This is a genomic window from Thermoflavifilum thermophilum, from assembly GCF_900116565.1.
GTDB lineage: Bacteria > Bacteroidota > Bacteroidia > Chitinophagales > Chitinophagaceae > Thermoflavifilum > Thermoflavifilum thermophilum.
On sequence record NZ_FPCJ01000001.1, the window covers coordinates 2,468,783 to 2,493,840 of the forward strand.

The 25,058-nt window shown below is 48.4% G+C and carries 19 protein-coding genes; 16 read left to right on the plus strand and 3 right to left on the minus strand.

All coding sequences use genetic code 11. The features are described from left to right. Positions 1-97: 97 nt before the first annotated feature. Together ppk1 and BM367_RS10450 are read left to right on the plus strand one after the other, a co-directional pair. On the plus strand, positions 98-2,167 hold the full coding sequence (gene ppk1, locus BM367_RS10445) for a polyphosphate kinase 1 (RefSeq protein WP_245759964.1): 2,070 nt from the start codon (positions 98-100) through the stop codon (positions 2,165-2,167). Next, positions 2,164-3,063: a Ppx/GppA phosphatase family protein gene (locus BM367_RS10450; protein WP_245759965.1), complete on the plus strand. Its 900-nt coding sequence runs from the start codon at positions 2,164-2,166 to the stop codon at positions 3,061-3,063. Before ppk1 ends, BM367_RS10450 begins: the two co-directional genes overlap by 4 nt. Before the next feature lies 1 nt (position 3,064). On the opposite strand, the gene BM367_RS10455 is transcribed toward BM367_RS10450, so the two are convergent. Next, positions 3,065-4,129: an NAD-dependent epimerase gene (locus BM367_RS10455; protein WP_092460310.1), complete on the minus strand. Its 1,065-nt coding sequence runs from the start codon at positions 4,127-4,129 to the stop codon at positions 3,065-3,067. Positions 4,130-4,284: 155 nt separating this feature from the next. Here BM367_RS10455 and panB point away from each other — a divergent pair, with 155 nt between their 5' ends. The 13 genes from panB (at position 4,285) to kdsB (ending at position 19,758) form a co-directional block, all read left to right on the plus strand. Further along, complete coding sequence (gene panB / locus BM367_RS10460; protein WP_092460312.1) at positions 4,285-5,097, plus strand: 3-methyl-2-oxobutanoate hydroxymethyltransferase; 813 nt, start codon at positions 4,285-4,287, stop codon at positions 5,095-5,097. Positions 5,098-5,117: 20 nt separating this feature from the next. Then, positions 5,118-6,662, plus strand: coding sequence for an L-piperidine-6-carboxylate dehydrogenase (amaB, locus tag BM367_RS10465; RefSeq protein WP_222842623.1), 1,545 nt, complete (start codon positions 5,118-5,120; stop codon positions 6,660-6,662). Then, on the plus strand, positions 6,659-7,249 hold the full coding sequence (locus tag BM367_RS10470) for an NUDIX domain-containing protein (RefSeq protein WP_092460316.1): 591 nt from the start codon (positions 6,659-6,661) through the stop codon (positions 7,247-7,249). The genes amaB and BM367_RS10470 overlap by 4 nt, the downstream gene beginning before the upstream one ends. Then, complete coding sequence (rlmB, locus tag BM367_RS10475; RefSeq protein ID WP_177224203.1) at positions 7,242-7,985, plus strand: 23S rRNA (guanosine(2251)-2'-O)-methyltransferase RlmB; 744 nt, start codon at positions 7,242-7,244, stop codon at positions 7,983-7,985. Before BM367_RS10470 ends, rlmB begins: the two co-directional genes overlap by 8 nt. Positions 7,986-8,082: 97 nt before the next feature. Continuing rightward, positions 8,083-8,943: a hydroxymethylglutaryl-CoA lyase gene (locus BM367_RS10480; protein WP_092460319.1), complete on the plus strand. Its 861-nt coding sequence runs from the start codon at positions 8,083-8,085 to the stop codon at positions 8,941-8,943. Positions 8,944-9,045: 102 nt separating this feature from the next. Beyond that, on the plus strand, positions 9,046-9,606 hold the full coding sequence (locus BM367_RS10485) for an RNA polymerase sigma-70 factor (protein ID WP_092460320.1): 561 nt from the start codon (positions 9,046-9,048) through the stop codon (positions 9,604-9,606). Between the two features lie 127 nt (positions 9,607-9,733). Beyond that, positions 9,734-10,849, plus strand: coding sequence for a FecR family protein (locus BM367_RS10490; protein WP_177224204.1), 1,116 nt, complete (start codon positions 9,734-9,736; stop codon positions 10,847-10,849). 228 nt (positions 10,850-11,077) lie between these two features. Then, the gene (locus BM367_RS10495) at positions 11,078-14,410 is read left to right on the plus strand and encodes a SusC/RagA family TonB-linked outer membrane protein (RefSeq protein WP_245759966.1); all 3,333 of its coding nucleotides are present in this window, start codon (positions 11,078-11,080) and stop codon (positions 14,408-14,410) included. A 20-nt stretch (positions 14,411-14,430) separates the two neighbouring features. After that, positions 14,431-16,242 (plus strand): RagB/SusD family nutrient uptake outer membrane protein, encoded by a 1,812-nt coding sequence (locus BM367_RS10500; protein ID WP_092460324.1) that lies wholly within the window; start codon positions 14,431-14,433, stop codon positions 16,240-16,242. A 98-nt stretch (positions 16,243-16,340) separates the two neighbouring features. Continuing rightward, positions 16,341-17,822, plus strand: a complete 1,482-nt coding sequence (locus BM367_RS10505; protein WP_143104011.1) for an alpha-L-fucosidase — start codon at positions 16,341-16,343, stop codon at positions 17,820-17,822. Positions 17,823-17,824: 2 nt separating this feature from the next. After that, positions 17,825-18,307, plus strand: coding sequence for a methylated-DNA--[protein]-cysteine S-methyltransferase (locus BM367_RS10510; RefSeq protein WP_092460328.1), 483 nt, complete (start codon positions 17,825-17,827; stop codon positions 18,305-18,307). 43 nt (positions 18,308-18,350) lie between these two features. Next, on the plus strand, positions 18,351-18,935 hold the full coding sequence (locus BM367_RS10515; protein WP_092460330.1) for a YdeI/OmpD-associated family protein: 585 nt from the start codon (positions 18,351-18,353) through the stop codon (positions 18,933-18,935). 64 nt (positions 18,936-18,999) lie between these two features. Beyond that, positions 19,000-19,758 carry a 3-deoxy-manno-octulosonate cytidylyltransferase gene (kdsB, locus tag BM367_RS10520; protein WP_092460331.1) on the plus strand — a complete coding sequence of 253 codons (759 nt, stop codon included), beginning with the start codon at positions 19,000-19,002 and terminating at the stop codon, positions 19,756-19,758. A gap of 58 nt (positions 19,759-19,816) precedes the next feature. On the opposite strand, the gene acnA is transcribed toward kdsB, so the two are convergent. Next, on the minus strand, positions 19,817-22,609 hold the full coding sequence (acnA, locus tag BM367_RS10525) for an aconitate hydratase AcnA (protein WP_092460332.1): 2,793 nt from the start codon (positions 22,607-22,609) through the stop codon (positions 19,817-19,819). Positions 22,610-22,758: 149 nt separating this feature from the next. Next, positions 22,759-24,174, minus strand: a complete 1,416-nt coding sequence (locus BM367_RS10530; RefSeq protein ID WP_092460334.1) for a methyltransferase RsmF C-terminal domain-like protein — start codon at positions 24,172-24,174, stop codon at positions 22,759-22,761. 103 nt (positions 24,175-24,277) lie between these two features. On the opposite strand from BM367_RS10530, the gene BM367_RS10535 reads away from it, so the two are divergent. Next, positions 24,278-25,045 (plus strand): phosphatase PAP2 family protein, encoded by a 768-nt coding sequence (locus tag BM367_RS10535; protein ID WP_177224205.1) that lies wholly within the window; start codon positions 24,278-24,280, stop codon positions 25,043-25,045. Positions 25,046-25,058 lie beyond the last annotated feature (13 nt).

Below are 25,058 nucleotides of genomic sequence, written 5' to 3' on the forward strand. Positions count from 1 at the left end.
ATTTGCCTGCCATGTTAAATTTTGTTTGTGATGTGCAGTTTTGCAATCATATCCTTTATTTTGGGATAAATAACCTGGCTTATTAGGATATATCCCTATGCCCGAGCTGCAGAAATTTATCAAACGTGATATCAGCTGGCTTTCATTTAATGAAAGGGTATTGCAGGAAGCCAGTGATCCTGCTGTGCCTTTGCAGGAAAGAATCCGCTTTTTGGGTATTTTCTCCAACAATCTCGATGAATTTTTCCGGGTAAGAGTAGCCACCCTGCGACGAATGGTGGAATACGGCAGGCTTGCAAAGGTGCATCTGGAAGAAGATGCTGCAGGTACGCTCGATCAGATTCAGCGCATTGTGATCCGCCAGCAGGAAGTTTTTTCAAAGATCTGGCGAAAAATCAAACGGGAATTAAAGCAGGCAGGAGTACAATTGAAAACGGAAAAACAACTCAATGGAAAAGAAAAGCAATTTGTTGTACAATATTTTGAAGAGCAGGTACGATCGCAAATCATACCGTTGATGATTGAAAGCATTCCGCAGTTTCCTGCATTACGTGATGAATTTATTTACCTGGCAGTGGTGCTTTCATCAAAAGATGGCCGTCTGCCCAAAAGGTATGCCTTGATTGAGATTCCCACCGGCAGCCTGCCGCGTTTTGTAATATTACCAGGTTCCAATCATGAAAAGCATATCATTCTACTGGAAGATATAATCCGGTTTAATCTGCCTTCTGTTTTTGCCTATTTTGGTTACGACCGTTTTTTGGCACATGTGATTAAAATGACCCGCGATGCAGAGCTCGATATAGACAATGATGTTTCCACAAGTTTCATTCAGCAAATTGAAAAAGCATTAAAAAACCGCAAACATGGGCGCCCCGTACGGTTTATCTATGACAGGCAGATTGATCCCGCCTTGCTTGACTATCTAATCAAAAGACTGAATTTAACCAAAAAAGATCATCTCATTCCGGGCGACAGAATTCATAATTTCAAGGACTTCATGTCGTTCCCCGATTTGATTTTTCAGGAACGAAGGCATAGGCGGAAAAGTTTCATTCATCCGCTTTTACATCGCCAGCCCAGTATTACACGCATCATCATGCAGCGTGATGTGTTGTTGCATTTTCCGTATCATGATTTTAATTCGTTGATTGATCTTTTACGCGAAGCCGCCATAGATCCGGATGTACGGGCAATTCATGTAACAGCCTACCGGCTTGCAACCCGTTCAAAGATTGTCAATGCATTGATCAATGCCGTACGCAATGGCAAAAAAGTTTATGTGGTAATTGAATTGCGGGCACGATTTAATGAGGAAGAAAACCTGCGGTGGAAAAACAAACTGGAAGAAGAAGGCGTAAAGGTATTTGTGGGATTTCCAAATATGAAAATCCATGCAAAGCTTGGTCTGATTGAAAAGGAAGTAAATGGTCAATCTGTTCATTATGGTTTTGTATGTACGGGCAATCTGAATGAAGATACAGCCACGTATTACGCCGATTTTTGTTTGCTTACAGCGCATCAACATATCATGCAAGAGGTGCAGAGGGTTTTTCAGTATCTGGAAAGTGGAGGTGTTCATGAAAAAGATGCAGCTGAGTGCAAAACACTTATCCTGAGCCCATTTCATACCCGCGATAAAATGATGGCACATATTGCTGCTTGCGTCAAAGCCAGGAAACATCAACGCCCTGCACAAATCATACTGAAAATGAATGCGCTTTCCGACCCACAACTCATCCAGGCCATTTATAAAGCAGCTCGTGTCGGGGTGGATGTGCGGCTGATTGTAAGAAGTATTTGCTGTGCATTTACCCGGCATAAAAGCTGGGCAAAGGATATTCACGCCATCAGTATTGTGGATGAATATCTGGAACATGGGCGTGTATTTTATTTCAAAGCTGGTGATAAAGAAAGCCTGTATATTTCGTCGGCCGACTGGATGATTCGGAATCTTGATCATCGTGTAGAAGCTACTGTACCTATATTTGATGAACAACTGAAAGCTGAACTCATGCATGTATTGCAGTTGCAACTGCATGATAACGTAAAAGCTCGGATATTGGATAATGCACAGCAAAACAAATATGTGCCTACCAGAGGACGACCCAGAAGATCTCAGCTGCAGATTTATAATTATCTTTCCCGAAAAAAATATCCTGCATGATCAAACTCGCCGCTATTGATGTTGGATCAAATGCAGCAAGATTGTTAATCAAGGAAGTGAGACCCGTTTCCCGAAATGGGGTTGATTTCATCAAACTTAATCTGGTGAGAGTGCCATTGCGATTAGGTTTTGATGTGTTTGAGACGGGTGTGATTTCTGATGAGCGTATTGCTCATTTAATCGATACCATTCGGGCCTATCAGCTGCTGATGAACATTTATGAAGTGAATCACTACATTGCCTGTGCAACCTCTGCCATGCGCGATGCCGCAAACGGAGAACAGGTTATTGCCCGCGTGCGTGAACAAACTGGCATTTCCCTGCAAATCATCAGCGGTCAGCAGGAAGCAAGCCTGATATTTGAAAATCATATCGCCGAACATTTGAGCAAATCAAAATCTTATCTTTATGTGGATGTAGGTGGAGGCAGCACGGAAATCTCTTTGTTCAGCAAACAGAAACAGGTATTTACCGCTTCTTTCAATATTGGCACCATTCGCTTGTTGCATCAGCAAATCACAGATGCACAATGGGATGAATTAAAGCTATTTCTGAAAAAAAATATCAAAGCCAGGAAACTTATCATCATTGGTTCCGGTGGAAACATCAATAAAATATTTTCGCTTTCCAAGACAAAACCAGGTAAACCATTATCCATTGATTTATTGAAAAGTTACTATCGCAGATTTAAACAAATGACGGTTGAAGAACGGATGCACCGGTATCAGATGCGGGAAGATCGTGCAGATGTGATTGTGCCTGCTTTGGAAATTTATCTGAACATCATGCGTTGGTCAGGTGCAGAAGAAATTCTGGTACCACAGATCGGCTTAGCTGACGGATTGATTGATCATCTGTATCGGCAATTGAACAACGAATCGGACAAGGGTAAGTGAATTATATCGATTGTGATACTCGATAAAATGTGCGATACCATTCCACAAATTTTCTCACGCCTTCTTCCACAGATGTGCGGGGTTTGTAATGTACAGCTTGTTCCAGATCACTTACATCGGCATGCGTGGCATATACATCACCGGGTTGCATCGGCAGCAGTTCCATGATTGCTTTTTTCCCGAGTGCTTTTTCTATGGCATGGATATAAGTCATTAAGGATACAGGTTGATTGTTTCCGATGTTGTAAATCCGATAGGGTGCTGAAGAGCTTGCTGGATCAGGATTTTGGGCATCCCATTGTGGATTGGGTTCAGCCGGATATTCAATGATGCGTTTCACACCTTCCACAATATCTTCCACATAAGTGAAATCGCGGATCATTTCTCCGCGGTTGAAAACCTGAATGGGCTTATCGGCCAGCATATTGCGGGTAAACAGAAATAAAGCCATATCGGGCCGTCCCCAGGGGCCATAAACGGTAAAGAAGCGAAGCCCGGTAACCGGAATCCGAAACAGATGGCTGTAACTGTGCGCCATCATTTCATTGGATTTTTTGGTTGCAGCATACAGGCTGATGGGATGATCAGCCGGATGATGCGGCGATAAGGGCATGCGCCCATTTAATCCATACACACTCGATGTGCTGGCATACACAAAATGTTTTACCGGAAAACGACGGGCCATCTCCAGCAAATGCATAAAACCCACAATATTGCTCTGGATATAGGCATAGGGATTTTGCAATGAATAACGCACACCCGCCTGCGCAGCGAGGTGGCAGACATAATCAAATCGTTCCGTTTCAAACAGCTTTCGCACCACATTTTCATTTTCAAGATCGGCTTTTATAAACCGATAGTTCGGATGTTTTTTGCTGGAAATCAGTTGGCCATCAGCAATTTCATCCTGCGCAATCCCGGTTTGTTCAAGTCTTGCATACTTCAGACGCACATCATAATAATCATTGATATTATCCAGTCCAACCACATCATATCCTTCTGCAATCAAACGTTTGGCTAAAAAAAATCCGATAAAACCTGCCGTTCCGGTGATCAGAATTTTCATGATTGAGGTATTTGTTTAGGTGGTAAAGATAGTGCAAGCTGATTTATCAGCATGTTGAAATTCAGATTTGCTGCTTTTTGCTTGCAGAATTTATCTGTATTTTGCAGGAATAAGAACTATCATGGTTACAGACATCCAAATCATTTTTCATACATATGATTGCTGATACAGTGAAAAAAATCACCACACATACATTAAGGCAAATGAAAGCTGCGGGTGAGAAGATTTCCATGCTCACGGCTTATGATTACACGATGGCGCGGTTGCTGGATGAGGCCGGGGTGGATGTGCTGCTGGTAGGCGATTCGGCGGCTAATGTAATGGCTGGTTATGAAACCACTTTGCCAATCACACTCGATCAGATGATTTACCATGCGGCGTCGGTAGTGCGAGCAGCCAAACGCAGTCTTGTGGTGGTGGATTTGCCATTTGGTTCCTATCAGGAAGATGCCCGTCAAGCTTTGCATTCGGCCGTACGGATTATGAAGGAGACCGGTGCACATGGTGTGAAGCTGGAAGGAGGTGAGCCGGTGATAGAGGCTGTCAGTCGCATCGTATCGGCAGGCATACCGGTGATGGGGCATCTGGGGCTTACGCCGCAATCGATCAATCAGTTTGGCACTTATGCTGTGCGTGCGGTGGAGGAAAAAGAAGCTGAACGGTTGCTTCAGGATGCACGATTGCTGGAGCAGGCAGGATGTTTTGCCCTGGTGCTGGAAAAGATTCCAGCCGCATTGGCCGGACAGGTTACAACAGCTTTGCATATCCCGGTAATCGGTATCGGTGCAGGCCGAGATGTGGATGGACAGGTGCTGGTGGTGCATGACATGCTGGGCATGAATCAGGCTTTCAAACCTCGCTTTCTGCGTCAGTACGCCAATCTGCAACAAATCATACAGGACGCGGTTCGCCATTATGTGACTGATGTGAAAGAACGGAAATTTCCCGGAGAGCACGAACAATATTGAGGATGTAAAACATGTCCGATATGAAACAAAACCTTGATTTTCTGAAAGGCCTACACATGCAGGAATCCCAGTCGGGCGTGAGTACGGGGCGAAACTGGTTGGCCAGTGAATCTCAGCCTGTTGCATCCTATTCGCCGGTTGATGGTCAATGCATAGGCTGGTTCATGCCGGCTGCACAAGCGCAATATGAACAGGTCATACAGCAGGCCGTTGCGGCCTTTCAGCAATGGCGGCTGGTACCTCCGCCGGTTCGGGGAGAATTTGTGCGAAGGGTGGGTGAGAAGCTCAGGGAGTATAAACAGATGTTGGGTCAGCTGGTTTCGTATGAAATGGGCAAAAGCCTGCAGGAAGGCTGGGGAGAAGTGCAGGAGATGATTGACATCTGCGATTTTGCGGTGGGGTTATCGCGGCAGTTATACGGACTTACCATGGCTTCAGAGAGGCCCTCGCATCGCATGTTTGAGCAGTGGCATCCGTTGGGTCCGGTGGGGGTGATTACAGCATTCAATTTTCCGGTTTCGGTATGGAGCTGGAATGCGATGATTGCCTGGGTTTGTGGAGATGTGGTGGTCTGGAAGCCGTCTGAAAAAACCACCTTGTGTGCCATTGCTTGCCAGCGGTTGATTGGTGAGGTGATGGAAGAAATGCAGTTGCCCGAGGGCTTATCTTGCCTGGTAAGCGGATTTGCTGAAGTGGGGCAGTGGCTTGCTGCCGATAGGCGCATCCCGCTGGTTTCTGCTACGGGTTCCGTAAAGATGGGCCGTGCAGTGGCCGCTACGGTGGCCAGTCGGCTGGGCCGAACCATCCTGGAGCTGAGTGGCAACAATGCCATTATCATCAGCCAGCATGCCGATCTGGATCTGGCTTTGCGGGCAGCCGTATTTGGTGCAGTGGGCACGGCAGGGCAGCGTTGTACAACCACGCGCCGGCTTATCGTCCATCGGGATGTGTATGATCGTTTTAAAGAAATGCTGAAGCACGCTTACGGACAATTGCGCATCGGAAATCCGCTCGACGCTTCCAATCATGTAGGTCCGCTGATTGACCAGCAGGCTGTGCAACAATATCTCTCAGCCATAGCAGCCTGCAAACAGCAAGGTGGAAAATTTCTGGTAGAAGGAGGTGTTCTCGAAGGACCGGGTTATGAATCAGGCTGCTACGTAAAGCCCTGCATTGCAGAAGTTACGCCTGATATGCCCATTGTGCAGGAAGAGACTTTTGCTCCCATTCTTTACATCATGCCCTATCAGAATCTGGATGAGGCTATTGCCATCCACAACGCTATGCCGCAGGGACTGTCGTCGGCCATCATGACCCTGAACCTGCGGGAATCGGAATATTTTCTTTCGGCTGCAGGATCGGATTGTGGCATAGCCAATGTAAACCTCGGCACCAGTGGAGCAGAGATCGGAGGAGCTTTTGGCGGAGAAAAAGATACCGGTGGCGGTCGTGAATCGGGCTCCGATGCATGGAAAAACTATATGCGCAGGCAGACCTGCACCATCAACTATGGCGCTGCATTGCCCCTGGCTCAGGGAATCAGATTTGAAATCACAGGATCATGATATCCTCTTCCTCTCCTATCTTTTCACCACAAACCAATCCCTGGAAAACAACCGGGAAGCGAATGGTTTATGATAATCCCTGGATTCAGGTTACCGAATTTCAGGTGGTTAATCCTTCCGGTGGTCCCGGCATTTATGGCGTTGTACACTTCAAAAACCTGGCTATTGGTATGGTACCGCTTGATGAACAGGGACATCTGTGGCTGGTGGGGCAATATCGTTATCCGCTTCAGGCCTATAGCTGGGAAATTCCGGAAGGAGGCGGGCCGCTGGATGTGGATCCGCTGCTTTCCGCACAACGGGAATTGCTGGAAGAAACCGGTATCCGGGCAACACACTGGCAACTGATTCTTACCATGCATTTGTCCAATTCGGTTTCCGATGAAAAGGCTCTCATTTATCTGGCTACCGGGTTAAGCTATCATGATAGCCAACCCGAAGAAACAGAGCAGCTTCAGTTGCGAAAAGTAAAGCTGGAAGAAGCCTATGAAGAGGTTTTGCAGGGAAAAATCACGGATTCCATTTCCGTAGCAGCTATCCTGCGATTGATGTTGATGAAAAAGGAAAATCAGTTGTGCTGTGGCTGAGCAGTTGATTATCGGTCGACATCCGGTCGTGGAGGCACTTCGGGCAGGCAGGCCTTTGCAAACCATCTACTTGCAACGAAAAGCCGGCGGAGAACTTATCCGTGAAATCCTGCAATTAGCCCGTCAGCAACAGGTGCCGGTCAAACAAGTACCAGCCGAAAAACTGCAAAAATTTTCCCGTGGCCATCACCAGGGCTGCATTGCCATTGCATCGGCTGTGGCTTATTATGATTTGCAGGACGTAATCAACCACATCGTGGAAGCCGGGCAAACACCTTTGCTGGTGATGGCCTTGGGTATCACGGATGTGCGCAACCTGGGAGCCATTGCTCGTTCGGCCTTTTGCCTGGGGGCCCAGGCATTAATTTTACCAGAAAAAGACACAGCTCCCATCAATGAACTGGCCATCAAAACGGCTGCTGGTGCGCTTCATCACCTGATGGTGGCCCGTGTATCGGGATGGAAACAGGCCTATGAAGTACTAAAACTCAACGGCATCCATATCGTCGCCACCGGCGTACACAACGGCGTTTTGCCCGACCGGATTGACTGGAATCAACCCATTGCACTGGTACTGGGATCCGAAGACAGTGGCTTACCCAAGCCCTGTATGGAACAGGCCGATGCAGTGGTTACCATTCCCATTCATCCCGATTTCGACTCCCTGAATGTATCGGTGGCTGCAGGTATTTTGCTGTATCAGGCTGCGATGCAACGCCAAACCTTTCACCAATAACAATTGCGAAAAGCATGCATGTTTTGTAATAAATGCAGACGAAGCGCAGCAGAAACCTTGTGCACGGCTGAGTTGAGAAATTTTGTATTTTCATTTCATGTCAAATCAAAATCGAGTTATCATCACCGAATGTCCGCGTGATGCCATGCAGGGATGGCCACGCCTGATTGCTACGGAGCAAAAGATCCGTTATCTGAATGTCCTGATGCGGGTGGGCTTTGATGTGCTTGATTTTGGAAGCTTTGTCTCGCCGAAAGCCGTGCCGCAGATGGCCGATACAGATGAAGTGTTGAAGGGTCTGGAAAAACGCGGGGGTACACAATTGCTGGCTATCATAGTCAATGAACGAGGAGCGGAGCGGGCGCTGGCTTATCCGCAAATTGATCTGCTGGGTTTTCCGTTTTCGCTTTCTGAAACATTTCAGCAACGCAATGCCCATCAAACCATGCAGCAGGCGCTGGAACAGGTGAAGCATATCCAGGCAATGCTGGAGGGCACGCAGGCCCAAATGTTGATTTACCTTTCCATGGGCTTTGGCAATCCCTATGGAGATCCCTATCATGAAGATTGGGTATATGCCTGGATTGATCGTTTGGCTGCGTTGGGTATTCGATATTTTGCGCTGGCTGATACGGTAGCGCTGGCTCATCCGGACCTCATCCGGCGCATCTTCCAGCGGGTATTACCCGCTTTTCCTGAACTGCATATTGGTGCCCATCTGCATGTGACGCCCCACAACTGGCAGCAAAATTTGCAAGCTGCTTTTGAAAGCGGATGTCGGCGATTTGACAGTGCATTGGGAGGCTATGGCGGTTGCCCCATGGCTGCAGACCAACTGACCGGCAACCTGGCAACGGAACAGTTGATTGAATACCTCAAAAACCAGTCTGTACCATTATCCATTCACCAGGAATGGTTGCAAAAGGCCCGGCAAATGGTAGCGGAAATATTTGTATGAAATCCGGTCATGATGCCAAAACATTTATTTGAAAAATAAAATCAAACTGCTAACTTTCGCGTGTTACCCTGACAATTTCATTAGCCTGAAACCCACTACCAGATGAAACATAAAACTTTACACTGCCTTCAGCAACAGATTGCCCGCGGGGATGAACAGGCATTTGAAGCACTGATGCATGAAACGATGCCTCTGTTGCATGCTTATGCTTTCCGCTTGCTGCGCCACGAACAGCTGGCAGAAGAAGCGGTGATGGATGTCTTTGTAAAATTGTGGGAACGCCGCACCAGCTTTGGCGAAGTTCACAATCCCGTTTTTTATTTGTTAAAAGCTGTAAAAAACACGGCTCTGAATTATCTTAAACTCAATTCCAAAGCACCATTGGCCACAGAAGCTGAGCTGCAGGAAGATTATTTTGCTTTGCAAATCACCCCTGAAGATACTTTGATTTCCAAAGAACATATACAACAAATTCAGCAGGCATTGGATGAACTGCCTCCTCGCTCCCGGCAGGTGCTCCTGCTCTGCAAGGAATACCGGCTCAGCTATGCTGAAGTGGCTGAACTGCTGGGCATTTCGCAGGCTACCGTCAATGTGCACATGACGCAGGCATTGAAAAAGCTCTGGAAAACGCTGGAAGCTCTTCATCTCGTTTCTTCCTGAATTGCTATTTCGATAGGCAGGTGCCCATATCGGGTAAGACAAAACAATCCACCATCATTTTTCTCCGCTAATTGTTTTTTCCTCAGCAATTGTCTTTTTATAGTTGGCAGCCTATATGTTTAATCGCATGGATGAATCTATCTGGGAATTGATTGTCAAGATGTTTAGCGAAGGCCTCGATGCTGAAGAGCAGGATAGGCTGCAGCAATGGTTTCTGGAGCATCCGGAATCGTGGATCAAAAGCGGCATATTGCAAAAAGCAAGATTGGTGTTGATACACGATCTTGACGAAGAACGCCGACAAGCCATGATAGCAAAAGTGAAACAACGGATTCAGGAGGAAGCAACAGCTGAAAACGCTGTGTTACAGGATACCCGTACCGGAAGTTTTTGGCAAAAAGGCAAAACGCTGGTTTGGGGGATGCTGGGTGCTGTCCTTATCATCGGTGTGGGTATCACCTGGTGGGTGCACACTCAGGGGAACAGGCATTCAGCTGAAAAGGTATGGAAGACCATCAGTACAGCACCGGGTGTGAAATCCATGATCAGCCTACCCGATGGAAGTACTATCTGGCTGAATGCCGCCACCACCCTGAAATATCCGGAAACTTTTTCGAATAGCATGCGCGAAGTGTTCTTAACGGGTGAGGCTTATTTTAAAATTGTGCATCGCACCCATCAGCCTTTTGTAATTCATACCCGCGAAATGGATATTCGCGATTTGGGTACAGAATTCAATGTGCGAGCCTATCCGGATGAAGATTTTACGGAAACCGTATTGATTTCTGGTGCAGTAGCCATCAAACTGCATGAGCAACAAGGTAAGGATCAACTGATTTATTTGAAGCCTGATCAGAAAATTATTTTCCGGAGGCGACATGCTGAGACACCAGCCGAGCCCGCATCTCCTCAAAAACCATTAAAAACCCTTCCTGCTCCTGAGCAAGAACAGGTAAAGCTTGTACCCCTGCAACCCCTTGCCGATCATTTGATTCCGGAAATCGCCTGGAAAGATAACCAACTGGTATTTGAAGATGAAAGTTTTGTTGAACTGGCGCAGCGTCTGCAGCGCTGGTATGGTATTCCGTTTCATATTGAAAGTGAAGCGCTGGCCCATCAGCGGTTTACAGGGCGGGCCGATAATGTGTCGTTGACCCAGCTGTTGCAGATTTTGCAGAAAATTAAACCGTTCCGGTACCAGATTACCGATACGGCAGTGTTTATTCAATCCTTTACACCATGAAAAACAAAGGCATCAAACACGGCATAAAAAAATACTGGCAGCCTCCCTGAGCTTACACGGGCTTTTATCCGGAATAAAAAAACGGAGGATATGGGGGTATCCTCCGCGACCGGAACAACCGAAAAATGAATTCCGATTTGTTCACGATTTAAACCTTTGCAAAATATGAAAAAATTACCTACGCAGGTTCTATCCCGCGAATATTCACTTGCACGAAAGGTATGCCTTATGTCAAAGTTTACTGTGCTGTTGTTGCTGGCGTTTTTACAGGTTTCTGCCTCAGGATATTCACAAAACACCTTTACGCTCCATTTTCGCAAAACGAGCGTTGAGCGGATTTTGCGTTATGTGGAAAAACATTCCGACTATGTTTTTTACTATACCAACGACGAACTGGAATCCCTTCCCAGCCTGGATCTCGATTTAAAAGATATTACCCTGCCCGAGCTGCTGGACAGCCTCAGCAGCCGATTGGGAATCGGATATCAGATCCTGGACAACAAGCTGGTGCTGATCGGGACTCATTTGCATGCCATGCAGGACAGGCGCATTACCGGAAGGGTTACCGACAGCACGGGTAAGCCCCTGGCGGGTGTAACGGTTCGGGTAAAAGGCAAGCAGATAGGTACCGTTACGGATGCGGATGGGCGTTTTTCCCTTGTAGTGCCCGATGATGCCGTGCTCGAATTCAGCGCTATTGGCTATAACAGGGTTGAGATGCCTGTCGGTGACAGGCAAACGATTGCCGTGAGTTTGCACGAAATATCCAGTGCACTCAACGAAATTGTGGTGGTGGGCTATGGCACGGAAAAGAAGGCTACCCTGACGGGTTCCATCAGCAGCGTGAAAGGATCAGATATTGTGAAATCACCGGCGGTGAATGTGAGCAACAGCCTGGTGGGCCGTTTACCCGGGCTCACTGCCGTGCAGAGCAGTGGCGAGCCTGGTTATGATGGGTCAACTATTCGCATCAGAGGTATCAACTCTTTCAATAACAACGATCCGCTGGTAGTAGTGGATGGTATTCCGTATCGCAGCCTGGAACGCATAGATCCGAACAGCATTGAAAGCATCACCATTCTGAAAGATGCTTCCGCAGCTATTTACGGTTCAGAAGCGGCCAATGGTGTTATTCTCATTACTACCAAAAGAGGAAGAGTGGGGAAACCCCAGATTGGTTTGAGTCTCAATTATGGCTACAACCAGCCCACTCGCATTCCCAAGATGGCTGATGCAGCTACCTATGCTACCATGCTCAATGAAATCGCCGACTATGCCGGCACACCAGAACCTTATTCAGCCGATGATATCAAAAAATTCAAGGATGGATCTGATCCCTGGCTGCATCCCAATACCGATTGGTTTAAGGAAGTGATTAAAAAATGGTCAGATCAGTATGCCGGTGATATCAGTATTTCAGGAGGTACAGAATCTATGCGGTATTATGTGTTGGTTGGTACTAAATTTGAAGATGGTAATTACCGTCGCAGTGCTACTTTTTATCGTCAGCACAATTTTCTTGCAAACCTGGATGCGCACATCAATAAGGATGTGCATGTAGGGGTGGATTTGAGCGGCCGGGAAGAATACCGACATTTTCCCACTCGCGGCGCGGGAGAAATCTTTCGGTTTGTGATGCGGGGTAAACCCACCATGAATGCTTATTGGCCCAACGGCTTACCGGGTCCGGATATTGAATATGGCGATAATCCGGCCGTCATTGTTACATCGGCTACAGGATATGATAAGGACTTGCGGTATTATCTGAACAGCAATTTGCATCTCGACATCAATATTCCCTGGATTAAAGGATTATCCATAACCGGCAATGCTGCATTTGATAAAGGATTTCAATTCCGTAAGCTTTGGCAAACACCCTGGTATCTCTATACCCTGCAGGGCTTTGATTCGGCCGGCAATCCTATCCTCATCAAGGGCCAACGTGGATATGATAAACCCCAGCTTACCGAATGGGCGGCCGACAATACCACCATCACTTTAAATGCTTTATTGAATTACGAACATCGCTTTGGGTTGAATCATGATTTTAAATTCATGGTCGGTACGGAATCCATCAAAGGCTATGGGAATAATTTCAATGCTTTCCGCCGGTTCAACTCCACAGCTATTGATCAACTCTTTGCAGGTTTGCAGGATGCATACCTGAACAACGGGGGATCGGGCTATATCAATGCTCGATTAAATTATTTCGGCCGGGTCAATTATGGTTACAAGGAAAAATACCTGTTGGAGTTTGTATGGCGCTACGACGGCTCATATATCTTTCCAGAAAATCACCGGTTTGGTTTCTTCCCCGGCGTATCGGCCGGATGGCGAATCTCTCAGGAAAACTTCTGGCAAAAGGCCCTGCCTTTCATCAGCGATTTCAAGCTCCGCGCTTCTTACGGGCAAACGGGTAATGACCGCATTGATGAATGGCAATACCTCGCCACTTACTCTTTAGGCAACTGGTTTAACGGCAATTATGGCTATGGCTCATTGAGTTTGAGTTATTATCCTTTTGTAACGAATGGGAATGTAGAAAATCAAACTTTGTATGAATCCCGAATTCCCAATCCCAATGTAACCTGGGAACGTGCCAATCAAACGGATGTGGGCTTTGATGCCACCTTGCTGAGAAGCAAGCTTTCCGTAACGTTTGATTATTTCAGTTATATCCGGTCAAAAATTCTCTGGTACCGGAATGCAACCGTGCCTTTATCAACCGGTTTGGCTTTGCCACGAGAAAACATTGGGAAAGCTGGTAACCGAGGATTTGACTTTGCAGTAAATTATCAGGATCAAGCTGGTAAATTGCATTATCAGGTGGGCGTAAACGGGGGCTACGCGCGCAATCGTGTCATTTACTGGGATGAGCCACCCGGTGCACCCAAATATCAACAAACTACCGGTCATCCATTCCCCTCATCGGGGTTGTATTATGTGGCCATCGGGGTCTTTCATAATCAGGCTGAGATCGATAAATATCCGCACTGGCCAGGTGCCCGGCCCGGTGATATCATTTTCAAGGATGTCAACGGCGATGGGAAAATTGATGGTAATGATCGGATCAGGAGTTACAAAAATAATATACCCCGGTTTACGGGTGGCTTAACCGCGCAGCTGCAATATGGCCCATTTGATCTGTCATTCTTGTTGCAGGGGGCTGCAGGAGCTGAAAACTATGTGTTTACAGAGTCCGGAGAAATTGGAAATTTTCTGGAAAGCTTTGCTGATGGCCGTTGGACACCTTCTAACCCCAACGCCAACAAGCCTCGTACTTTCAATCGTAGCAATGAATACTGGGCTTCCCAGGCCAATACCTATTTCCTGCATAGCACGGATTATCTGCGTTTGAAGAACCTGGAACTGGGATATTCTTTACCTGCACATGCCCTGCAGCGGTTGGGCTTTCAACAATTCCGGATTTATGTGAGTGGATACAACTTGCTTACCTACAGTCCGCACTATAAAGATTTTGATCCGGAAGCATCAGCTGGCAGCGGGCAAAGCTACCCCTTGCAACGAATTGTGAATGTGGGCTTGAATGCTAGTTTTTAATGTATTAAAACGAAATGACTATGAAACGCATCCTATATTTATTGCTCAGCATATGGATCCTTTCTGGCTTTTATGCCTGTAACAAGGATTTTCTCAATGTCTCGCCCAAGGATCAATATTCGGATAATGCCGTATGGAATGATCCCAATTTGATTCAAGCTTTTGTGGATAATATCTATGGAGGCATTCCCCACGGGTTTGATATTTTGATGATGTCTTCCCTAAGCGATGAAGCCGTGTTTACGCCCGACTGGGGTGCAGAAAATGTGAATCGGGGATTGCTTACACCCAGTGATCTGGAAATCTTTGATCCAGGATTTTGGGGATCCGTGCAAACGGTGATCCGAAGCTGGAAAACGCAGTACAAATACATTCGCGCTTGTAACCTGTTTTTTTCCAAGATTGATCAGGCACCCATTGATGCAAGCCTGAAGCAGCGCATGAAGGGCGAAGTTCATTTCCTGCGGGCATATCTTTATTTCCAGTTGGTGGAAATGTATGGCGGAGTACCCATCATTACACAGGCTTATACCCTCACAGATAGTTTTAACGTCCCCCGGAATACTTTTGCCGAATGTGTGGATTTCATCACCAAAGAATGTGATTCTGCTGCTGCTCTCTTGCCTTTGCAGTATTCAGGCGATAATATTGGCCGTGCTACCAAAGGTGCTGCACTTGCGTTGAAAGCGCGTATGTTGCTGTATGCAGCCAGTGATTTGTTTAATTCACAGGCCTCCTGGGCTCCCGGATATGCTCATCCCGAGCTGGTGAGCTATGTGGGTGGCGATCGGATGGCGCGCTGGCAGGCGGCTAAAGATGCGGCCAAAGCGGTGATGGATTTGGGTATTTATGATCTATATAAACCCAATCCACAGTCGGCTCAAGAGGCGGCACAGAATTATCAGCAGCTATTCCTTCAGCAATCCACGCCCGAAGATATCTTCGTAAAGTTTTTCACCCAGAAGGTGAATGAGAACTGGATGGGTTACAGTCCTGGCCAATATTGCCAGCCCAATGGATGGCATTGCTGGGGCAACAATACGCCCACCCAGCAAATGGTGGATATGTATGAGATGGCCGATGGTACACCATTCGACTGGAGCAATCCCGCAGAAGCAGCCAATCCGTATGCCAACCGCGATCCTCGTTTTTATGCCAGCATCCTGTATAACGGTGCTCAGTGGCGGCCCCGGCCCTCAGATGTGGCCCCCCTCGATCCGAATGGCATCGTGCAAACAGGCTACTGGGCCAAATGGAATCCACAAACCAACAGCGTGGATACCATTCCCGGCCTCGATACCCGCAAGAGCCCGTTTGAAAACTGGAATGGCACCTATACGGGTTATTACATGAAAAAATTTATGGATCCAACCGTAGATGCCCAGTTTGTCCACCAAACCGTGCCCTGGCGCTACATCCGTTACACCGAGATTTTGCTGGACTACGCAGAAGCCTGCCTGGCTCTGGGTCAGGAAACGGAAGCCAAGACCTACATCAACATGATCCGCCAGCGGGCTTATATGCCCCCCATCACCTCTACCGGTCAGCAACTCATTAACGATTATCGGCGGGAGCGGGAAGTGGAACTGGCATTTGAAGATCAGCGCTATTTCGACGTACGGCGCTGGATGATTGCCGATTCGGCCTACCAGAATGCCAAGGGGATTTTGATTATTTACCCTATGTTACCCGATCACACCACTTCGCCTACGCCGACTTACAAGGTGTATTCGGCGATTCCCCGGGCCTGGCAGCCGCATGCCTATTTCCTGCCCATTCAATTGGATGAAATCAACCGCAATCCCAAGCTGATCCAAAATCCCGGATATTGACGTACGGGCAATGGATTTGCTTTGCAACGACGGCAGCCTACGGGTTGCCGTCGTTTTTCTTTACTTTTAAGCTGCTGATTTCGCATGTACATAACTTTATGAAACGAGCCATCCTTCTGCTGATAACTGTTTTCTGCAGCTTCCAGTCTGCTCTTTCGCAACAGCTGCGAGCTTTGGATCCGCTGCCTACAGCCGCACAGCTGCATTGGCAATCCCTGCAGATGATTGCGATCATCCATTTTGGATTAAATACTTTTACCAACCAGGAATGGGGATACGGCGATGTGTCGCCCAATACATTTCATCCGGCCCGTTTTGATCCAGATCAGATCGTGGAAGCAGCGAAAGCAGCCGGCATTCGGGGCATCATCCTGGTAGCCAAGCATCACGATGGGTTTTGCTTGTGGCCTACGAAGACTACCGATTACAGCGTGCGGGCTTCTTCCTGGATGCAGGGGCAGGGCGATGTGGTGAGGGCTTTTGCGGAAGCCTGCAGGAGAGCTGGATTGGCTTTTGGGATTTATTGCTCGCCCTGGGACAGGCACAGTGCCGATTATGGCAATTACCGATATGTGCAGTTATACCGGCAGCAATGGCAGGAACTGGCCACTCAATACGGACCGTTGTTTGAATGCTGGTTTGACGGGGCCAACGGAGGAACGGGATATTATGGAGGAGCCCGTGAAAAACGCATCATCGATCGTTCGCATTACTACGGCTGGGATACCACCTGGGCGCTGATTCGCCATTGGCAGCCGGGAGCGGTCATTTTCAGCGATGTGGGTCCGGATGTGCGCTGGGTAGGCAATGAACGCGGTTATGCAGCCGACAGCACCTGGGAAACCTTCACCCCCCAAAGTCCCGATAATCAGCCGCCAGCACCCGGCCATGTATTGACCCGTTATTCACCTTATGGTACTGCAAATGGCAAATTCTGGATGCCCACTGAATGTGATGTGCCATTGCGTCCCGGCTGGTTTTATCACCCGGAAGAGGAAGGCAAGCAAAAAACGCCTCAGCAGCTCTGGGAAATTTATGTACACAGTGTAGGCCGTGCAGGGGTCATGAATCTGGGATTGGCCCCCACACCCGATGGGATACTCGATACGCAAGATGTACGCATCCTCCGGGCTTTCGGTACTTTCCTGAAACAGGTATTCGATACCAATCTGCTAAAAACAGCTCGCCTCACAGGCCCTGAAGGTATGAGCAAGGCCAATGCCGCCCGCCTGTTGCAGCGCCTGACCGATGGCCATGATACCACCGGCTGGCTCACACCGGCCACATGGCACAGTGCCAACCTCGTGTGTACCTGGCCTCGACCTCAGACTTTTCGGTTGATCCAACTGAAAGAAGATATTCGCTTCGGTCAGCATATCCGGCAGGTGAGGGTGGAAGCGATGACTTCCAAAGGATGGGAAACGCTTGCACGGGTTCGCGGCATAGGTGCCAACCGATTGATTGAACTACCTACGCCGGTAACCACGCGTGCCTTGCGTTTTCACATTGAAACAAAACAAGGGTTTGCCTTAAGTGAAATGGGTATTTATTCGTATTTTCAACCTCCCACATTTCCATAAACATGGCCGTTGCCTATCAGCAGTATCTGTTTACATCGCTTGGCTGGCTGCATATTCGGGCTACAGACCAGGCTCTGACGGCTATCCAATTTTCTGAAAAACAGGGAACAGACCAACCTAACGAATTGACCTTTCGGGCAGCCTGTCAGTTAACGGAATTCCTGGAGAAGAAAAGAACGAGTTTTGACTTGCCTTTGGAATTTCGAGGTACCGATTTTCAGAAAAAAGTTTGGCTTGCGCTGCAACGCATCCCTTATGGTCATACCATCACCTATACAGAGCTGGCATTGTGGCTGGGCGACGAAAAATGCATCCGGGCTGCTGCACATGCCAGTGGTACCAATCCGCTGCTGATTCTGGTCCCCTGCCATCGGGTAGTGGGCAGCCATGGCCATCTCACAGGCTATGCAGGTGGCCTCTGGCGCAAACAAAAACTATTGGAACTGGAAGGAGCTTTAGCCATGCAGGCCGAAATTTCCTGGTAATCGGCCATTGCAGGGCGTGTTTTCACCGAAATCATTGCTTGATATGCCCATCAACATTGAACTCAATTCGATATTCGATCAGGCTAAAGCCTGGAAAAAAGAAATGCAGCTCTTGCGCAATATCGTACTCGATTTCCCGCTGCAGGAAGAAAAAAAATGGGGCTGGCCTTGCTATACTTACGATGGCAAAAATGTGGTGCTCATCCACACTTTTAAAACATATTGTGCGCTGTTGTTTTTCAAGGGTGCTTTGTTGAAAGATCCTTACGGCTTGCTGCTGCAGCAAACGCCCCATGTACAGGCAGCCCGGCAAATGCGCTTCCGCCAAGCAGCAGAAATACTTCGGCTGGAGCCACACATTCGCGCCTATATCCAGCAAGCCATAGAAGTGGAAAAATTGGGCATGCAGGTGAAACGCAAACCAGCAGAAGCATATCCGATGCCGGAAGAGTTTCAACAAAAACTCCAGGAAAATGCGCAGCTGAAACAGGCATTTGACAAGCTCACGCCAGGCCGCCGAAAAGCTTATCTGCTGTATTTCGCAGCTCCCAAACAATCCAAAACCCGGATAGCCCGCATAGAGAAATACATTCCTCAGATCTTGCAGGGGAAAGGATTGCAGGATTAAATCCAATTTCATGGCAGCTCCGCATTTTTCTTTCATCTGAAAATTGTTATTTCGTCGCAAAAAAATGCGTGTTGTTGCCATTATTCCTGCCCGCTATGCTTCAACCCGGTTTCCTGGGAAGCCACTGGTAGATATTGCGGGTAAATCGATGATCAGGCGGGTATATGAACGCGTATCAGCAGCTGCCGGCATACAGGAGGTATGGGTAGCCACAGATGATGAAAGAATTTATAATCATGTAAAAAGCTGGAATGGGCAAGTGATGATGACGGCTGTTCATCATCAGAGCGGTACGGAACGCTGTGCGGAGCTGGCGGGCAGGTTAGATCCTGCGCCCGACATTGTGGTGAATGTGCAGGGCGATGAACCTTTTATTCAGCAGGCCCATTTGCATGCACTGGTGGCATGTTTCAATGATCAGGAAGTGATGATTGCCTCTTTGATGAAGCGCATTCTGAATCCGGAAGAATTGATGAGTCCGCATCTTCCGAAGGTAATCGTGAATCAGCAAAATGATGCCCTGTATTTTTCCCGGCAGCCGGTGCCTTATTTGCGTGATGTTCCGCAAAGCGAGTGGCTTGCTCATCACATGTATTACAAGCATGTGGGCATTTATGCATTTCGGATGCATGTATTGCAGGAGCTGGTGCGATTGCCTGCTACTCCATTGGAACAGGCCGAAAAGCTGGAACAGTTGCGCTGGCTGGAACATGGCTATCGCATTCGAATGGCTGTTACACATGCCGAACAATTTGCCATCGATACACCGGAAGATTTGCAGCGCTGTCTGGAAAGGTTAGATGAGCTGGAAGCAAACATGTAAAAGGCCTCCATGGGGTAGGAGGCCTGGAATTGAAATTCTTTAGAGTTATTTAGATAATTCAGTTTTTCTCAGCCTTCAAAAACTGCCGAAGCACGTATTGCAAGATGCCGCCGTGGCGGTAGTATTCCACCTCAATCAGTGAATCGAGCCGGGCGATGGCTTCAAATTGCACTTGCTGTCCGTCTTCTTTTTGGGCGATGATTTGCAGCTTTTTCAGGGGTTCAATATTCGCAATACCTTGAATGGTAAATATTTCCCTGCCGGTGAGGCCCAGTTTTTCGGCATTTTGGCCCTCCATGAATTGCAGGGGCAGCACGCCCATGCCCACCAGGTTGCTGCGGTGGATGCGTTCAAAGCTTTCGGCCAGCACGGCTTTGATGCCCAGCAGGTAGGTGCCTTTAGCGGCCCAGTCGCGTGAAGAGCCGCTTCCATATTCTTTTCCGGCCAGCACAATCAGGGGTGTGCCATTGGCTTTGTATTGCATGGCGGCATCATACACCGTCATTTCTTCGCCGGTGGGCAGATAGGTGGTGTAGCCCCCTTCGCGGCTGGCCAGTTTGTTTTTGATACGCACATTGGCAAAGGTGCCTCTCACCATCACTTCGTCGTTGCCCCGGCGGGAGCCATAGGAATTGAAATCTTCTTTCTTCACGCCTTTGCTGAGCAAATACTGGCCGGCAGGCGAATTTTCGCGGAATGAGCCGGCAGGCGAAATATGGTCGGTCGTGACGCTATCGCCCAGCACCAGCAATGCTCGCGCACTTTTGATATCCTGCAGAGGGGCGGGTTCTTCCGGTAAATTGTGGAAGAAAGGTGCTTCTTTGATGTAAGTAGATTGCGGATTCCACTGGAAGAGCTTGCCAGAAGGCACCTGCAGGTTACGCCAGATGTCGTTGCCCTGGAAGATTTCGTTGTAGGTTTTTTCGAAATCGTGGCGATCCACTACTTTTTGCATCAAGGCCACAATCTCATCGTTAGTGGGCCAGATATCTTTCAGGTACACGGGTTTCAGGTTGGGATCATAGCCTATGGGTTCGTGGGTGAGGTCAATATCAATTCTTCCGGCCAAGGCATACACAATCACCAGCATGGGCGACATGAGGAAGTTCATTTTGACCTGCGGGTGGATGCGGGCTTCGAAATTGCGGTTGCCGGAAAGTACGGAAGCCACCACCAGGTCGTTTTCTTCGATGGCTTTGGCGATGGGTTCGGGCAGGGGTCCCGAGTTGCCGATGCAGGTGGTGCAACCGTAGCCTACCACGTGGAAGCGCAGTGCTTCGAGGTCTTCCAGCAAATCGGCCCGCTGCAAATAGCTGGTCACCACTTTGGAGCCGGGGGCCAGCGAGGTTTTCACCCAGGGTTTCACGTCGAGTCCAAACTCACGCGCCTTCTTAGCCACCAGTCCCGCCCCCAGCATCACATAGGGATTGGAGGTATTGGTGCAGGAGGTGATGGCGGCAATCACTACGGCCCCGTCCGACAGGAGGAACTTTTCCGGTCCCACGTGTACCCACACGCGTTTCATGCCATTGGTGATTTCGGGTTCTATATCCACTTCCACCGGGGCTTCTACTGGTTGGGTAACAGCAGCCGTTTCCACCTGATCGCCCCCTTCACTGTTCCAGCGTTCCAGCTGGGTGTCGCTGATGGGCGTGTATTTGCGGTTGTAGGTCTTATCCAGCAAGCTGATGAAGGTTTGCTTGAATTCGCGCAACAGGATTTTGTCTTGCGGCCGGCGTGGCCCGGCTACGGTGGGTTCTACGGTCGACAGATCGAGTTCCAGCACGTCGGTGTACTCGATCTGTTCATTGCCGGTACGCCAGAGCAGGTTTTCCTTGCAATATTGTTCCACCGTCAGCACTTGCTCCTCAGGCCGGTTGGTGCTGCGCATGTATTCCAGCGTTTTGTGGTCAATGGGGAAATAGGTGATGGTGCAGCCAAATTCGGGCGACATATTGCCGATGGTAGCCCGGTCGGGCACGGTGAGATGATCGAGACCCGGGCCAAACACTTCCACAAATTTGCCCACCACGCCATACTTGCGGAGCAGGGCTGTGATGGTGAGTACCAGATCTGTGGCTGTGGTGCCCATTGGCAGTTTTCCCGTAAGCTTCAGGCCAATGACTTCGGGTACGATGAAATAAATGGGCTGCCCCAGCAAAGCAGCTTCGGCTTCGATGCCTCCTACGCCCCATCCCACTACGCCGATGCCATTGACCATGGGCGTGTGGCTATCGGTGCCTACCAGGGTGTCGGGAAAGATTTCCCCATCGCGTGTGATCACTCCTTGCGCCAGGTATTCCAGGTTCACCTGGTGGCAAATACCCATGCCTGGTGGTACCACACTAAAATTGTTGAAAGCCTGCTGAGCCCATTTCAGCAGCTCATAGCGTTCTTTGTTGCGTTCGTATTCCTTCTCTACATTTTTTTCATAAGCATATTCAGTACCGAAATAATCGACCTGTACCGAATGATCTACGACCAGGTCAACCGGAATCAGCGGATTGATTTTTTCCGGATTTTTCCCTTTGCGGGCCATTTCATCGCGCAGGGACGCAATATCTACCACGGCGGGTACACCCGTAAAGTCTTGCATCAATACCCGGGCCGGCTTAAAGGGAATATCTTTATCCATGCCGCGAGGCTGCCAGTGGAGTAGGGTTTCTACCTGATCGCGCGTGATGGCAAAATCATCAAAATTTCGGAGTGCATTTTCCAGCAAAATCCGGATAGAAAAGGGCAACCGTTGAATGTTGTAGCCTTTTTTTTCCAGTTCACGCAGGTTGTAATAATCAAATTTGCCTTTGGGAGTGTCTAATGTTTTCCGAATGGAAAAAAGGTCTTTTCTCATGACTTTTTATTTAAGGCTTTGGAATGATTGGCAAAAGCAGGTTACCTATTGGTAAACAGGCTGTAAAATTACCACTTTGCCTGTTGTTTAGCAAAGCTTTTAAGCGGAGATGCAGGAATGCGAGTGTGGATGCTATACGATGGTTTTATTCACTGGAAAAAATGTTCCGGAATCGTACGATTCATTTTCCAGGCAGCAGGATAACAATTATTGATACGATGCCCTATGGATTTGATCCATCCCAACGGAAAACGATGGTATGTAACCAGATACCATCCGGGAGTTAAAGGATGGGCGTCGGGACTATGTTTTTGCAAATAACGCAAGGCCTGTTCGCGATTCAATTCTAAAGTAGGTAAGTCTTCCCGCAGCCCGATCTGCAAAGACAGGGCATGGTCGGGTATCCATTCTTTGTTGAATTTGCCCACACATAAACCGGCCATGCGTATGGGCACACGGCGGGCAAGCTCATGAAGTGCAGGTATTTGTGCTGTGGGGAAAAGATAGGTTTTCTCTTCGTATTGAATTACACTCACATCAGCATTTTTCGGTAGATAAGCTTCTGGCCATTCGTTTTTCAGTTGACCAAATTCGAAAATCCGGTGCTTTTTTAAAAATGCCGAACGCGGTTGTATGGTTTGGTGATCAGACTTGCGGAGCACGGCCAGGAAAAAGCCTTCGCCTGCCAGCCGATCGGGGTAAAAACGATATACAGGCGCCCGGTGTTGAGGAGTGAATGTGTGTACAATGCCCCAGCTATCGGGAATCTGCAGATGCAAAGGTTCAGCCTGGGTTTGGGCAATCAATGCATCCACGACCTGTTCGTCTTCTTCCATTGAAAAAGAACAGGTGCTGTAAATCAGCCATCCGCCGGGCTTCAGCGCCGGCCAGATGTCGGTCACCAAATGTTGTTGCTTTTTGCTGCAGGCAGTCACGCTACCGGGTGTCCACAACCTACACATCTGGCGATCTTTACGGAACATACCCGATCCGGAACAGGGCGCATCTACCAGAATCAGGTCAAAACCCATCGGCAGGCTTTGAAAATAATGAGCCTCGGCTTGTGTAAGCACTATCTGCGGATATCCCCACCGGATCAGGTTTTCCTGCAGGATTTGCCCGCGCTGAGGCACGGTTTCGTTGTTCACCAGCAGGTCATCGGGTTGCAGATGATCGAGCAGAATGGTGGATTTACCGCCCGGTGCGGCACAGAGGTCGAGCAACAAAGCCGCTGTGGAACGGCGTTGGGCACTCCATTGTTTCATGACGAAATCCACGAACATCGAGGAAGCTTCCTGTACATAGTAAGCGCCGGCATAAAACAATGGATCAAACAGGAAGGAAGGCCTTTCCCGAAGATAATATCCATTGGCCGACCAGGGCACGGGTGAGTCAATTGGTAGAAGAGTGTCAGGCTTCAGGCCTGGTGCCCACTTTTTCCATTTCACCGGATGCAGCCGGATGCTTACCGGAGCCGGTTGCTGATGTGCGTCCAAAAAGGCCTGCACATCCACACCAGGCAAAGAAGACAAAGATTTCAGAAAATCTTCAGGAAGGGAAGTCAACTTTCCAGGGATTTGATTCGATCCATTTTACAAAAATACGAGCCCTGTGCGGAACGGGAAAATACAAAACGTGGGCTGGATGCTATATGCTTGCATTTTTTTTATGCATACACTTGAGGCCCAGCAAATGGCGGCTTTCCGGACGGAAAATTCTACGGCTGCATTGTTTCAACATACGGGTGTTGCAAAGGATATAAATCAAGGCTTACCTGACCGATGGTTTGACAAGCCCATAGTCAAGGATGGGCTGGTGCCAGGCTTATTGATAGGCGATGGCCTTGCCACTTATGACCATCACAAATTCTTGTTCAGCAGTGCTGGGCTGAAAGGGGAGATTGTGGAAGATTATCCGCATTTTCACACTTCGGTTGATAACTATTTGCAGTATGTGCCAGCAGTTGAGACATTTACCCTTCGATTCACCCATCTGCAGCCTGCACACGATATAAAGCATCAGTTAGCTTTGTTTTTCACTACTACATTGATTCAGGGCATAGTCGTGACCAGCCTGAAATATGCCGTGCATGAACAAAGACCCGATGGAAGTGATTTTCATTCCTTCCCTTCGGGGCATACCACCACGGCTTTTGGTGGGGCTATGTTTTTATATGAGGAATACAAAAACAGTCCACATCACTGGGTGGCATATACGGGATTTCCGGTAGCTGCTACCACCGCAGCCCTCCGGTTGTATAACAACAGGCACTGGTACTCCGATGTGGCGGTAGGTGCTGCTTTAGGCATACTTTGCACAGAAGCCTCCTATGCAATTTTACCTGATATAGACCGCTGGTTTCATTGGAAACACCCAGCCCCTGATGTGGCAAAAGAAAACCTGCCCTGGCTGTTTTTAAGTAAGCAGGGCAGGTAGTAATTTTACCAGG